This window comes from Streptomyces sp. NPDC057543 (genome assembly GCF_042801895.1).
In the GTDB taxonomy this organism is placed as follows: domain Bacteria; phylum Actinomycetota; class Actinomycetes; order Streptomycetales; family Streptomycetaceae; genus Streptomyces.
Genome location: NZ_JBHVFF010000004.1, coordinates 1 through 14,131 on the forward strand (window position 1 = coordinate 1; position 14,131 = coordinate 14,131).

Genomic DNA, 14,131 nt, shown 5'->3' on the forward strand with positions numbered 1-14,131 from the left:
CCGCCGCAGCGTCGATGCGGCGGAGCCCCCGGCCTGTACCAGTGGCCTGTCGGACGGACGAACGGCTCTGGTACGTAGTCGGTGGTGACGGCAGGTGACGGATGCCGTCGACGTCATATGCGAGATGTCAACGTCCCTGTGGCAACGGCGCCTTCAGGGCTGTCGGCACTGGCCATCGATGATGTGGCGGACGACGGCGAGGCCCCGCGCCATGACGTGCCTCGCTCACGCCCGATTCCGGAGTTCACCGACCACCACCCAGCGCTACCGCCACCCGGATATACAAGGTCATACCCTCCTTGCGCAGCCCGGGCGGGCGGCGATCAGGCAGGACGGCAAACCGGAGCGCTTCACGGAGTGGCCTGGCGGCAGAGCTGTGACATACGAGGGGCGACCAATTGAACAGCCCCAGCCTGGGCGACCCGAAAGACCGGTGGGGAGGAGGCCGGCGAGGCGGTGTCAGTCGCGGGGTGCCGGCGCGACCGGCCCAAGGTCGGGCGCGGACCGCAGTTCCACGGCCAGTGACACGGCGGCCCCGGCAAGGTCCAGCACCAGAACTTCGTTGTCGCCCGCCTGCCACAGGGGCGCCGGGGCGTAAAGGGTGCGCTGGGGGCCCCTCTCCGTCCGCAGGCGGCCGAGTAGGAAGCCGTTGAGCCAGACCAGGGTGCGGTCGCTGCCCGGGACGGCGAGGAAGGCGTCCGCGTATTCGGGCAACTCGACGACGGCCCGGTGGAAGGCGGGGCCATCGCCGGTCCCGGCGGCCGGGGCGGCGGGCAGTGCGGCCAGGTCGTCGAGAGGCAACACGCGGATGTCCCAGCCGAACAGGTGCTGGTAGTCCAGGCGCACGCCGGCGACCAGGCCCTTGCGGTCGACCAGGTGGGGGCCGTAGTTGACCCTGCCGAAGGGCTCGACGAGGATCTCCAGCTCCGCGCCGCCCGCGGGGATGTCCAGTTCTATGGTCGGGGACGGGTCGTCGCGTTCGAGCACGCCGACCAGTCGCCCGTCGAGGAAGACCTGCGCCAGGTCCCGGATGCCGTCGACGGTCAGCGTTGCCGGGCCGCCGGGCCCAGTGATGCGGTGCTGGTAGTGGACGAGCCCCTGATGGTGGCCGAGCTTCTCCATCGGTTCGGGTGCGGGGCGGTGCGTCGCGACGGAGAGCAGCTCCAGGCTTTCCCTCAGAGCTGCTACCCGGGTGGCGGGGACGGTCTGGGCGTCGACCCGCGCCGGCTGTACGGGCGGCTCCCCGGCCGGCAGCTGCACGTAGCGGCCGATGATCTCGCGGAAGGCATGGAACTTCTCGGTCAGTTCACCGGCCTCTCCGATCGGCGCGTCATAGTCGTAGCTGGTGACCGTGGGCATGTAGCCGGGGTCGGCGAGGGTCTTGCCAGTGTGGTTGGCGCCGGCCCACCAACCGAAGTTGGTCCCGCCGTGGCCCATGTAAATGTTGACCGATCCCCCTGCGGCGAGGATCCCGTCGAGCGCCTCGGCGGCGTCCGTACTGTCTCGTACGTGGTGGGGGTCGCCGAAGTGGTCGAACCAGCCGTTCCAGAACTCCATGCACATGAGCGGGGCGTCGGGCTGGAACTTGGCGAGGGCGTCGAAGGCCTCCGCCGGGCTCGAGCCGAAGTTGGCGGTGGCCAGCACGCCCGGGAGGGTGCCGCCGGCAAGCATGCGCGCTTCCGGGCCGTCGGAGGTGAACAGCAGGCAGTCGATGCCCCGCGCGAGCAGGCCGTCCTTGAGGTGCTCCAGATAGGTAGCGTCGTTTCCGTAGCTGCCGTACTCGTTCTCGACCTGGACGGCGACGACCGGGCCACCGCGCGAGACCTGGAGTTCGGCGAGCACCGGAATCAGCTGGTCGAACCACCGGTCGACCGCGGCCAGGTAGGCGGGGTCGGAGGTGCGCAGTCGCATGGAATCGTCGGCGAGCAACCAGGCCGGGAGTCCGCCCAGGTCCCATTCGGCGCAGATATAAGGGCCGGGGCGGACGATGACGTCGAGGCCGAGCGCGTCGGCCTCGCGGATGAAGCCGGCGACATCGTGCCAGCCGTCGAAGCGGGCCGGGCCGGGGGTGGGCTGGTGGAAGTTCCAGGCGATGTAGAGCTCGATGGTGTTGCAGCCCATGGCCTGAAGGCGCTGCAGTCGGTCGCGCCAGAGCCCGGGGTGGATGCGGAAGTAGTGCACTGCGGCAGAGACCACGCGGTGCTCGCGGCCACCGCGCAGGAAGCGGTGGCCGTCGACGGTCAGGGCGGGTCGCGTGCTCATACGTGGCTGCTTTCGGTCGTCATTGTTGGCATGCGGGCGCAGGACACCATGTGGGGCGGTGGTCCCCGGTGTCCGTTCGGCCACAGGGGTGTCAGCGGGCCGTCACAGGTGGCTCCACTGCTGGTTGGTGCCGCCGGTGCAGCTCCAGATCTCCGGCAGGGCTTCCGCGACCTGGTGGTCGCGGTGGCGGCCGGCGGTCGCCTGGGTGATGCCGAGAAGACGTATTGACGTGCCGAGCGGCGCGACGCAGGTTGTCCGCGCTCGAGGCCTTGGCATGGCTGAACCCATCTGACGCGGGCGGTTACTTGACGGCGCCGGCGGTGAGACCACTGCGCCAGAAGCGCTGCAGTGCGACAAAGGCGACGAGCAGCGGAACCAGTGAGACGAACGCTCCGGTGATCGGGAGCATCGGCGGGACGCCGTTCGCGAACTCCGAGCGCCACTGGACCAGGCCGACGGTGACCGGCATCTTCGAAGCGTCGTTGAGCAGGAGCGCGGGCAGCAGGTAGTTGTTCCAGACGCTGACGAACTGGAACAAGAAGATCGTCACCAAGGCCGGGGCCATGACCGGCAACGCGACGCGGAAAAAGGCCCGCTGCTCACCGGCGCCGTCGATGCGCGCCGCCTCCAGCAGTTCGTCGGGGACGGAAGCCGAGGCGTAGATGCGCGAGAGGTATACGCCGAAGGGGCTTACGAAGCTGGGGAGCAGGACGGCCCAGTATGTGTCGGTGAGATGCAGGTGGGCCAGCATCAGGAACAGTGGCAGGGCAAACATCGGCGCAGGGATCAGGACCGAGGCCAGGACCACGTTGAAGATCGTCTCGCGGCCGCGGAACCGGTACTTCGCCAGGGCGAAGCCGGCCATGACGGACAGCAGCGTGCTGGCCGCGGCGCCGACCAGGCTGTACAGCGCGCTGTTGGCCAGCCAGGAGGAGAAGATCCCGCCCTGGAAGGAGAAGACGCGGCCGAGGTTCGTACCGAGGTCGAAGTGGGAGAACCAGAGCGGGCTGCCCTGGTAGAGGGACCCCTCGCCCTTGGTTGCCGAGACGAACAGCCACCACAGCGGGATGAGGGTGTACAGGGCCATCAGGCCGAGCAGGGCGTTGACGACCAGGCGGCCGGTGAGCGGGCTGCGAGTGTTGGTCACGCGTCGGCCGTCCTTCGTTGAGTGAACTTCAGGAGCCCGAAGGACAGGAGCAGCGTCACGAGAGCCAGCAGGACCGATTCGGCAGCGGCGAGGTGCTGGTCCGCCTGGGAGGCGGTGAGCGTGGTGTTCATGATCGGGCTGAACTTGTTGGAGGCTCCGGGGATGCGGGCGGCCGCGAGCACGGCCGGCTCGGTGTAGAGCTGGGCGGTGCCGATGATGGAGAACACCGTGGTGAGGACCAGGGCGGGCCGCACCATCGGGATCTTGACGTACCAGGCCAGGCGCCAGCCGGTGCAGTTGTCGAGGGTCGCCGCCTCGATCACTTCGCCGGGCACGGCCTGCAGCGCCGAGTAGATGATCAGCATGTTGTAGCCGGTCCAGCCCCAGGTGATCATGTTGCCGATCGATACCGGGATCCATCCGGGCGACAGGAAGTCGGTGTGGATGCCGATCGCCGACAGCGGCCCGGTGAACGGCGAGAGGTCCTTGACCAGCAGGAACGACCACATCACCGCAGCGATCGCGCCGGGCAGTGCGTAGGGCAGGAAGAAGGTCAGCCGGAAGGTCTTCTTGAACCGCGCCGAGCGTGAGTCCAGTAGCAGTGCGAGGGCCAGTGCCAGCCCGAGCATCACCGGCACCTGGATGACACCGAGCGATGCCACCCGGGTGAGCGAGGCGATGAAGTCGCCGTCGTGCAGCGCATCGGAGAAGTTACTGAATCCCGCGAACCGTGTGGTCTGCGCACCGCCGAACAGGCCCTGGCGATCGACTGTGTAGAAGCTCTGATAGATCGCGTAGCCGATGGGCGCGAGCATCATCGCGGTGAACAGGAGGCCGAAGGGAACCAGGAACCCGGCGGCGTTCAGTGCGGTCCGGCGACGGTGGCGGCGGCTTGGCCCTCCCACCACGCGTACGGGCGCGGGTGTCGGCGGTGATGCTGTCTGGGTGCTCATGGTGTCGTTCCTCGCGCGATTGCGGTATAAGGGGCCGGGCTCCGCGTTGCCGCACCCACAAGCGGCACCGCGAAACCTTCGGGCGACCTGACGTCCACTCGAAATCAGCCGCCGGTAACGGAGAGCCCCAGGCTCTTGATCTTCTCGACCGTCTTCTGCTGGACCGTGGTCGTGGCCCGGGTGTAGCCGCCCTTGCCGATCGCGTCCGAGTAGTCCGCCTCGACCTGCCCGAACGTCGGCCCGACCACCCAGCTGGTGGGGGTGTTCGCCGCGGACTGTTTGAAGACGTCGTAGATCTTCTGTCCGCCGAAGTAGGGGTCTCCCTGGGACAGCAGTGGGTTGTCCAGACCGGCCTTCGACGCCGGGTACAGGCCGCCGACCTTGATACCGGTGCTGACCGCGTCCGGGTCGCTGGACAGGAACGCGGCGAACTGCTCGGCCTGCTTGGGCGTCTTGCAGCCGGTCAGGACGGAGGTGGCGGAGCCGCCGGAGTTCGCGCTGGTCCGGTCGCCTGCGGTCCAGGTCGGCATCGGGGCCACGGCCCACTTGCCGGCGAGGTCCTTGAGGTCCCCCTTGATGCCCGGGACGGCCCAGGCGGCGTTGACGAAGGTCATGACCTTGCCGGCCTCCGACGCCTTGTCGAAGGTCGGGTCCCAGGCGTTGCCGTTGTTCATCACCGCCTTCTTGTCCTTCAGGTCCTGCCAGTACTTGGCGACCTGTCGCGTGCCGGGGTTGTCGATGGAGACCTGCCAGGATTCGCCCTTCGTGCCGAACCAGGACTTGCCGGTCTGCCAGGTCAAGGCGGCCATGTCGTAGGCATCCTGGGGCGCGGTGCCAAAGGCCACGCTCGAGTCGGCCGCGTGGACCTCGGCGGCGTCGGCTGCGTACTCGTTCCAGGTCGCGGGCGGCTTGGCGATGCCGAACTTCTTGAACAGGTCGGTGCGGTAGTACAGGGCCATCGGCCCGGTGTCGACGGGGATGCCGTACACCTTGCCGCCGGCCGAGGACGCCGCGACGGTCCAGTCCAGGTACTTGCCGGTGTCACCCGAGGCGTACGGGGTGATGTCCATCAGCGCGTTCTTGACCAGCATCGACGGGATGTCGTTGTAGGTGACCTGCGCGAGGCACGGTGCCTTGCCCGCGGTGAGCGCGTTGGTCATCTGGTCGTAGCCGCCTTTGGCGCCCGACGGGATCTGCTTGAACGTGACCTTTGTGTCCGGGTGGGCACGGTTCCACTGGTCAGTGATCTTGTCGTAGCCCGGGGCCCAGCCCCAGAACTCCATCGACACCGGTCCGGCCTTGGTGTGACCGCCGGAGGTCCCGGACGAGTCGGAGCCGGAACATCCGGTCCCCAGCAGGGCGACGGAGAGGATTGCCGCACCAGCGGCGGATCTGGAGGAGAACTTACGCATGGCTTCCTCATTCGACATTTTACGAAGACGGCTGGACGGGAGAGGAACGCAATTCGGGTGAGGCCTCGAATAGCCCGCTCGGGAATTATGGTGAATTATTAGGCCTGGCGCGACGGGGAGGTCAATACTCTGCGAGCATTTTTCCGGAATCCTCGGCAACACTGATCCAAGACAGGTTTAATCGCCCCGCCGCTCGCCCTGCAGATTCAGGGAACGACGGGATGCATTTCGACATACGGAGAAAGTCGGCCAAACACCGACAGCAATAAAACCGAGAAAGTGAAACCCGGTAAACCCAGGGACTGAAATCCGATAATCCAAGGGGGCGAGAACAGAATCTCGGTCCCTATTTGAATCCGGGCGGCAACGGACCTCGCCGCAGCGGTTCGCGTTTTTTCCGATCAGGCCAAACGGGCACGGACGCTCTCCCTGATGGCCAGACATGCCGCACCTCGTGCCCACAGCGTCTCGCTGGCTTCATCGACCTTGATCACGCAGTCGCGGGCCGCTGTGGAGACGGCGTGACGTTCGAGGGCCGCGGTCATGGCCGGCCCGAAGTGCTCATAGGCCACCACACCTTCTCCCGCAATCACGATCAGTCCCGGGTTGAGCAGGTTGCACAGGCACGCCAGTCCGCGTCCGAGGGCGTCGCCGGCCACGGTGAACGCGTCGAGCGCTGCCCGTCGTTCGACCTCCGTCCCCGTCCGCGCGATCTCTGCCACCGCGTCGTAGTCGGCATCGGGCCGGCCGCCGGCCTCACGGAACATGCGCACCACCGCATCGGAGGAGGCCAAGGCCTCTACACAGCCCCGGTTGCCGCAGGCGCAGTCGGGACCATTCGGCTCGATCGGCAGATGACCGAACTCGACGGCCAGTCCACCGGCGCCGGAATGGAGTACTCCATGGAGCATCAGCGCACCGCCGACGCCGCGCCCGACCGAGACCACGGCGAACGAGTCGACCTCCCTTCCCTCTCCGAACCAACGCTCGGCAATGACAAGGGCGTTGACGTCGTTGTTCACCACTACCGGAAGCCCGGTCGCCGCGCTCAGCGGAGCCGCGACGGCTACGTCGGTCCAGCCCAGCCGAACCGCCGAACGACACACGCCGTCCGCCACGTCGACATGGCCGCCCACGCCGACACCGACACCCAGCACCCTCGCATCGGCAATCGACGCCTCCGCGATGAGCCGAGCCGTCAGGTCTGCAGCCACCGAGAGCACATGGGCCGGCTCCAGGGTCTCAAGCACATGCTCCAGGCGGAGCAGCGGACGGGCGCCGAGGTCGGTGAGCACGGCCGCGACGTGCGTGCGCGCGATCTGGATCCCGACGACCAGGTGCTTTTCGGTGTTGACCCGCAGCAGGCGCTGAGGTCGCCCGAGACCGGTCGCGCTCTGCTGCCCGGTCTCGCTCAGATAGCCGTCCTCGATCAGCGGCGTGAGCAGCCGGGTGACCGTGGAGGGCGACAGCCCGAGCCGCTGCGCGATCACCGTTCTCGAGATCGGGCCCGCGGTGAGCACCTGGGCGAAGATCTCGGCTCTTGTCTGATCCGAGACCAGAGGCGTCAAAGCGGACACGTCATCCCTCCCCGTCGCTTCGCTATCACGCTGTTGACGCGAGTGTGGCGAAGATATTTTTGTGTGTCAAGAAAAGAATCCCTGAGAGAAGGGTCCCGCCCTCGGCGGTCGTGGAACGCACCAGGCCCGCGCGAGCACGGCCCGGGGAGCGAGGTCCTCGGCCTGCACGGGGACGATGCCCACCTCGCCGAAGACGTCCTCTACGTGCGCTGCACCCTCTCCGCCATCGACAACGGCCATCTCGCCCCCACCGCACCGAAAACACAGTCGAGCCGCGGCTGGGTCGCGATGTCGCCCCGCGTCGCCGCCGCGCTCCGACATCGGGCACGATCAGCACCCCGAACACGCGCAGACCCCAACAACTGGTCCGCCGGGCCCGTCTTCTGCCGGCCCGACGGCCGCCCCCTCGGGCCACACGTGGCGCTCGACCGACTCCACCAGCTCTCCGAGGAGGCCGGCGTCCCACGGATCGCGGTTCACGACCTGCGACACCTCGCCGCCACGATCACCATCACCGCCGGCGTGCCCCTGACCGTGGCCTCCAAGGCACTCCGGCACTCCACCCTGTCGACCACCGCGAACCTCTACAGCCACCTCACCAGCAAGCAGCCCGCGCAGCCGTCGACCACACCCTCACCGGAGCCGAGCGCACTGGCCGCCGTTCGGACCGGCCAGTGTGGCTGCGACCACCACGCGACCACATCCACCACCTCCGCGAAGCCCTCCACAAGCTCCACTCCCCCACACCGCCCGCCTTCGACACACTGGCGAACCGGCCCCGGTCCGGGCGTGCGATCACACTGCGACCACCACACCCCCGAACGCACGAAAGGCCGCCCTCTCATGGATGAGAGAACGACCTCCGACCTGCGTTTCCGCACAGTCGGGACGACAGGATTTGAACCTGCGACCCCTTGACCCCCAGGAGTGCGAGCCAGGGGAATTTTCCGGATAGGTCACACATTTCACGGACGCAGATCGTGCATGGCGAGGCACACTGTGCGGCACCAGGCATGACCTGTGGTCCCCAACTGGTCCCCAAGCCCGGACCCGGTCGCCCCTGGAGGTCGGTACTGGTCGAGCGACCAGTACCCGACGCGGACGCCGGCGGGCTTCATCTTCGAGATGAAGTCCTTCACCGGCCGCATGACGAAGGGGCGCCGGAACAAGGTCGGGGAATCGCCAGCAAGGGCAGCTCAACTGAACCCCGTCCCCCGCCTGATCCCGGCTCGGAAACAGGCTGCGACCGAGCCCGCCGCGCGCTGACCTCACACAGGCCGGCAACAGGAGCATCCGGACGGGTCCCCACCACCAGCCCCATGCCCCATACGTCCGGGCCTCCATCGACAGCGACCGTGGCGATGCCGAAGGCAGCGCGAGCGAGGCCGACAGCGGACAGTCGCCGACGAGAGCGCTCAGACTGACCAACCGCAGCGCTCAGCCACACTCCCGGCCCCACCCGGGAGGCGCTCAGCCCACGACCCGCTGCAACATGACTCAAACCAGTTCGGGCTGCGTTTCGCGTCGCGGTTCCGGCAGATACGCCGACGCGGCCTACCGGTCCCACAGCTTGGTGGTCCGTACGTAGCCGCAGACCACTGAGGTCATCGCCAGAATGAGCAGCGGCCCGAACACTGTCGAAGTATTCCAGGGAGGACCTGGACGCCGTAGCGGTTGAGCTGAACGCCAGGCCGAGGAAGACGCTCGGCTGGGACAGCCCAGCCAAGCGCTTCTCCGAACTGCTGAAGAACGACCCCAACACTCCCCGTGTTGCGACGATTTGTTGAATCCGCCGATCGGTGGCGGGGCCGCGACCTGTGTGTGCAGGGCCGGCCCCGCACACACAGACCACCACTGACACCAGAGCGGGAGGTCGCACCTGCCCCCGTTTCGGCTCACCTGCCGCGATCCTGTCACTCCCGGTCGAAGAAGAGCCATGTACCGGCGAGGTCCTGCTGGCCCACCCCGGGCTTGGACCAGTCGCAGACACCGTCCCGGAAGATCGCCTTCAGATCCTTGAACTGGCCGTCGGTCACCGGCACTCGGTAGTCGGAGCGGTTCACGGGACGCTTGCGGCACTTGACGATGTCGTTGGCCACATCGGCTCCGGCGACCATCCGCGGCGATGTCCACACCGGGTAGAGCGTGTTGCACTCGGTGTTGTCGATGCCCTCGACCTGGGGCTCCGTGATCTTCTTCGCACCGATGCCGCGGGTCCAGCAGGCGTCCGTGAGACCCTGCGGCTGGTGGCGGACTATCTTCTCGATGGGGGCGTCGTTGCCGGAGTCTCCCTTGATGCCGGTGAGCCACTGGTCCATGTCGGACAGCATCCCCGCGAGAGTGAATCCGTGCCCGCTGGAGCGGGTGAGCATGACCTGGTTGGCGTGGGTGCCGTTGGCCTTGTCCAAGCGCGCCCGGGTGGAGAAGGAATGGAAGCGCATGTGCATGTCGCCGGCCGCCGCGTCGTCCGTGTAGTCGCGGTAGTCGATGATCGGAACGTCGGCGAGGCCGCCACCGCCGTTCAGCATGCGGCCCGTGCGGTAGGCCGTCCGTACCGCCTTGAGATCGGCGACGGTGCGCTCCGCGGCGGGCTTGGCGTCGTCGTCGAGGCCGCCGATGCGCCGGTTCAGGTCGATGAACTGGTCCATGTCGATGGTCCCCTTGTTCAGGGCCTCAAGTCCGTACTGGATACCGGTGTTGTCGAGCGGCCTGCGCGCCTTCCCGGTCTCCGGTACCTCGCCGTAGACGTTCACGGTGTGGCTGTAGACGTCACAGCGGGCACCGTCCTGGTTGGTGTCGGGGTCGTAGCGCTGCCCCTGGGGCAGTTGGGGCGGGCAGAACACCGTGGGGGCGATACGGCCGCTCGCCCTCGCCAGGCTGCCGATGCTCTCCCACTTACCGAACCCGGAGACCGCCCTCTGCTGCTCCTGGGTGAACGCGTCCGGCGCGACTTCCTTGAAGTAGTGGTTCAGGAGCTGGGCGTCGCTGAGCGTCTGAATCGTCCCGAAGCCGACGTCGGGGAAGCTGCAGCCGGAGAGGATGCCGTCCAGCAGACCCGGGTAGTTGTCGGCGATCTGGTGGGTCTGGTACGAGCCGCCGGAGCAGCCGTTTCCGATGGTGAAGGCCGGGTCGCCGTACGTCTCCACGAAGCGTTCCTTGACCATGCTCATGGTCTCGGCGGCCAGCAGGTCGTTGCAGTTGTTGCCGAAGACGTTCAGCGTGGACGATGCGACGCCGTAGCCCTTGCTCAGATACGTGTCGTTCATGATGCCGACGGTGTTGCGGCCCTGGACGTACCAGCCGCCGTTGCAGCCCCCGCCGAAGCCGTAGACGAGGCGCCCGTTCCAGCCCGGCCCACGCTGCAGCGGGTCGGGGGTACCGGCGTTCGGGTCGTGCAGCACGGCCGTCTCGTAGATGCCGCGGTTGATGGTGCCGGTCTCGACGCGGACGATGTACGGCACCTTCTTGCCCGCGCTCGTCGTGGCGGTCGCCAGGTCGGCGGGACGGTCGTTCTCGTCGGGCAGCGGAACGAACTTGCCGGCTGTGGTTCGATACATGTAATCGACGCGGGTCTTGACCGAGCAGTCCTTGTCGATCGGCTGCCCGAGGGTGCCGCCGGTGACCGTCTTGAAATCGGCGGTGTCACAGACGAACGGCTGCTCGTGTGGCCCGGCGAACACCGGCCCCGTGATGGGGTGGTTCTTCAGGGTCAGTTTTCCGGCGTCCGCGCCCTGAGCCCTGGCCGTGAGCCTGTTGTCGCCCTTGGACAGCTCCTTCACCACGCCCATCAGCGCGTTGTCGCCGGACGGCCGGAAGCTCGAGGTCACGTCCCGGCCCTCCACCTCGACCCGGACTTTGTCGGCCGCTATGGAGACGGGCACCTCGACACGTATCAGGGCGTCGTCTCCCGATACCGTGCCGGGCCGCGACGACACGGCCGTCACCTGCAGCTTCTGGCGTTCCTGGCTGCCGGCCGGCGTCGCCGACGCGCCTACCAGCACGCCCATCAACGCTATGCCGGCAAGGCCCAGTTCGACCGGCCTCGTGGCTCCTGTGAACGACACGACGGAACTCGCCTCACTTTCTGGAGTCGGAATTCGTGCTCAGTGTGCAGACGCGGGTTGTGGGCCCGCCGGGACGGTGATGCGGATGTCCCGTTGTCATGGTGTGCGGCTTCCCGGCCAGTAACCGGAAGGCACCCGCTTCTTGTCCGGCGTCACGTTCGGTACCGGAGGGGACACAAAGGGTGTGCGCGGCTTTCGATTCCGCAGGGCGGCCCGCGCGGCCGACCGGCCCTGCCCGGCTACCAGTTGGTGAACGCCCCGTCCGCCGTGCGCAGGTGCGGGCGCTCGGCCGCCGCGGCCTGGTACCGGCGCGCCGCCTCCCGGTCGATGTCGACGCCGATGCCGGGCAGTTCGCTCAGCTCCACCCGCCCCGGCAGGATCGTCGGCCGCGCGGTGAAGAGGGCGGCGATGGCCGGATCGGGATCGGTCTGGTGCTCCTGGATCGCCACATTGGGGCAGGCGAGGTTGAGTTGGAGCGAGGAAGCGGCGGTGACCGGGCCGAGCGGGTTGTGGGTGGCGAGCTTGATGTGGTGGGTCTCCGCCATCGCCGCGATCTTCTTCGCCTCGGTCAGGCCCGCGGCCACCCCGACGTCCACGCGTGCGTAATCGATGAGGTCGTCCTCGATGAGTGTCCTGAACTCCCATTTGGAGCCGTACTGCTCACCTGCGGCCAGTGGTACGCCGGTGCGGGCCCGCAGCATGCGATAGCTGTCCGGGTTCTCACAGCGCAGCGGGTCCTCGACGAAGTACGGGCGGGCCGCCTCGATCTCCCGGCACAGGGTCAGCGCCTCCGGCGGATCCAGGCGCGTATGAATGTCGAGGATCAGCTCCACCTCGTCGCCGACCGCGTCCCGCACCTGGTGGAAGAGGTCGACCGAGTCGCGCAGGCAGCGGCGGGCGTCGAGCGTGCCGTCGGCGTCGTGCGGCGAGGCGAACCGCAGATGGAGCCAACCCTCGGCCACCAGGTCGCGGCAGCGGTCCAGGAACCACGCGCGGTCGTGGTAGCCGTCGCCGACATGCATATAGGCGGGTACGTGATCACGCACCCGGCCCCCGAGGAGTTCATGCACCGGTACGCCGAGCGCCTTGCCGCGGATGTCCCAAAGCGCCACGTCCACCGCTGCGATGGCGGCGCCGAGTATGCGGTCGGCGGGGAAGAACCCGCGCCGGAACATCACCTGCCAGAGGTGCTCGATCCGTCGCGGGTCCTCGCCGACGATCAGCTCCGCGAGGTGCTCGAGACCGCCCGCGACCGCCCGCTGGCGCGACCTGATGCCGACCTCGCCCAGGCCGTGGATGCCCTCGTCGGTGTCGACCACGACCAGCATCATGCTGTCGCCGTGGTCGGGGAGAGTCAGCACTTCCAGGCCGGTGATCTTCATTCCACTCCTCTATGAAAACGTTCCCGCAATTTCAGTGCCGTTCTTGAGAACACATCATCGACAGCAGTCGAGGCGAAGCGCAAGACCCGTGCATCCAGAAGGACTTCCTCGATGAAATAGTCCTGACACACGTCTTGACACGTCATGGGAACGTTCGCAAACATCAACCGCATTCGCAGGATCCAGATGCGAGACGACCGGGGTCCCCCCGGCTCAAGACGACGAGGAGGCCGTCCGTGGCAGTCACGATCCGGGAGGTGGCGAGCACCGCGGGCGTCTCGGTGTCGACGGTGTCCCGTGCGTTCACCGCACCCGACCAGGTGCAGCCGACGACGCGGCAGCGCATCCTCGACGCCGCGGCCAAGCTCGGCTACTCCCCCAACCCGGCAGCCCGTTCACTGCGCGGCGGCGGCACCGGAACACTCGGCCTGATCGTCCCGGACATCGCCAACCCGTTCTTCCCGCCGATCATCAAGGCGATGCAGGCCCGTGCCCGGCACCTGGGCTACACGGTCCTGGTCGCCGACAGCGACGAGCGCGAGGCGGACGAGCTGGCCGCCATCGCGGCCGTATCGAAGCGGGTCGACGGCCTGATCCTGTGGGCCTCCACCCTCACCGAGGGCCGACTCCATGAACTCGCGGGCCGGATGCCGCTGGTGGTGGTGAACCGTCATGTGCCGGGCATCCCCGAGGTCCGGATCTCACTGTCCGCGGGCATCGCACAGGCCGCCGAGCAGTTGAAGGCGTACGGCCATCGGCGCTGCGTCTTCATCAACGCGTCCCGCGCCGAGCTGAGCCGCGGCAAGTCCATCCAGGAGTCCTTCGAAGCGCTCGACCTCTCCCTGTCCGAGCTCGGCCCGTACGAGCCGCGGTTCGAGACGGGCGTGCATGCCGCCACCCTCGTCGCCGCCCACGACGCGACGGCCGTGATCGCCCACAACGACCTGGTCGCCCTCGGCGTGCTGCACCAGATGGCCAACCTCGGCGTGAGCGTGCCGCGCGACGTCAGCGTCATCGGCATCGACGACACGCTGCTCGCCTCCGTCTCCACCCCCAGCCTCACCACGATCAGGATCGACCCCGAAGAGATCGCCACGCGCGCGGGGGACCTCCTGATCGAGACGATCGCGAACACAACAGGCCGTGCTGGACAAGGACGTGAAGTCACTTCCCCCTTCGTGGAGATCGGCTCCCGCCTGATCCCCCGCGCCTCGACGGGCCCCGCACCCGCCCACTGATCCACAGCGCACACCACCACAACGAGCAAAGCACCGCACTACGCCGCACCAAGCCCACTCCTGCCCTTCTTGGAGCCGTTATGCCCAGAAACTCCC

10 protein-coding genes are annotated in these 14,131 nt (G+C 67.7%); 2 read left to right on the plus strand and 8 right to left on the minus strand.

The window, feature by feature from the left end; genetic code table 11:
- Positions 1 to 459: 459 nt before the first annotated feature.
- The 6 genes from ACFU8Q_RS01450 to ACFU8Q_RS01475 form a co-directional block, all read right to left on the minus strand.
- Positions 460 to 2,262 carry a beta-galactosidase family protein gene (locus ACFU8Q_RS01450; protein ID WP_384446559.1) on the minus strand — a complete coding sequence of 601 codons (1,803 nt, stop codon included), beginning with the start codon at positions 2,260 to 2,262 and terminating at the stop codon, positions 460 to 462.
- Between the two features lie 102 nt (positions 2,263 to 2,364).
- Positions 2,365 to 2,538 (minus strand): hypothetical protein, encoded by a 174-nt coding sequence (locus tag ACFU8Q_RS01455; protein ID WP_384446560.1) that lies wholly within the window; start codon positions 2,536 to 2,538, stop codon positions 2,365 to 2,367.
- A 25-nt stretch (positions 2,539 to 2,563) separates the two neighbouring features.
- Positions 2,564 to 3,409: a carbohydrate ABC transporter permease gene (locus ACFU8Q_RS01460; RefSeq protein ID WP_384446562.1), complete on the minus strand. Its 846-nt coding sequence runs from the start codon at positions 3,407 to 3,409 to the stop codon at positions 2,564 to 2,566.
- Positions 3,406 to 4,362: a carbohydrate ABC transporter permease gene (locus ACFU8Q_RS01465; protein WP_384446564.1), complete on the minus strand. Its 957-nt coding sequence runs from the start codon at positions 4,360 to 4,362 to the stop codon at positions 3,406 to 3,408. The genes ACFU8Q_RS01460 and ACFU8Q_RS01465 overlap by 4 nt, the downstream gene beginning before the upstream one ends.
- A 104-nt stretch (positions 4,363 to 4,466) precedes the next feature.
- Positions 4,467 to 5,774, minus strand: a complete 1,308-nt coding sequence (locus ACFU8Q_RS01470) for an ABC transporter substrate-binding protein (protein ID WP_384446566.1) — start codon at positions 5,772 to 5,774, stop codon at positions 4,467 to 4,469.
- 401 nt (positions 5,775 to 6,175) lie between these two features.
- Positions 6,176 to 7,351, minus strand: coding sequence for an ROK family protein (locus ACFU8Q_RS01475; RefSeq protein ID WP_384446568.1), 1,176 nt, complete (start codon positions 7,349 to 7,351; stop codon positions 6,176 to 6,178).
- 204 nt (positions 7,352 to 7,555) lie between these two features.
- Between ACFU8Q_RS01475 and xerC the strand changes: the two genes are divergently transcribed.
- Complete coding sequence (gene xerC, locus ACFU8Q_RS01480) at positions 7,556 to 8,269, plus strand: tyrosine recombinase XerC (protein ID WP_384446674.1); 714 nt, start codon at positions 7,556 to 7,558, stop codon at positions 8,267 to 8,269.
- A 995-nt stretch (positions 8,270 to 9,264) separates the two neighbouring features.
- On the opposite strand, the gene ACFU8Q_RS01485 is transcribed toward xerC, so the two are convergent.
- Positions 9,265 to 11,415 (minus strand): DUF6351 family protein, encoded by a 2,151-nt coding sequence (locus ACFU8Q_RS01485; RefSeq protein ID WP_384446570.1) that lies wholly within the window; start codon positions 11,413 to 11,415, stop codon positions 9,265 to 9,267.
- A 239-nt stretch (positions 11,416 to 11,654) separates the two neighbouring features.
- Entirely contained in the window at positions 11,655 to 12,797 is a 1,143-nt protein-coding gene (locus tag ACFU8Q_RS01490; RefSeq protein WP_384446572.1) for a mandelate racemase/muconate lactonizing enzyme family protein, read from the minus strand.
- Positions 12,798 to 13,033: 236 nt separating this feature from the next.
- Between ACFU8Q_RS01490 and ACFU8Q_RS01495 the strand changes: the two genes are divergently transcribed.
- Positions 13,034 to 14,035, plus strand: coding sequence for a LacI family DNA-binding transcriptional regulator (locus ACFU8Q_RS01495; RefSeq protein ID WP_384446574.1), 1,002 nt, complete (start codon positions 13,034 to 13,036; stop codon positions 14,033 to 14,035).
- The last annotated feature ends 96 nt before the right edge of the window (positions 14,036 to 14,131 follow it).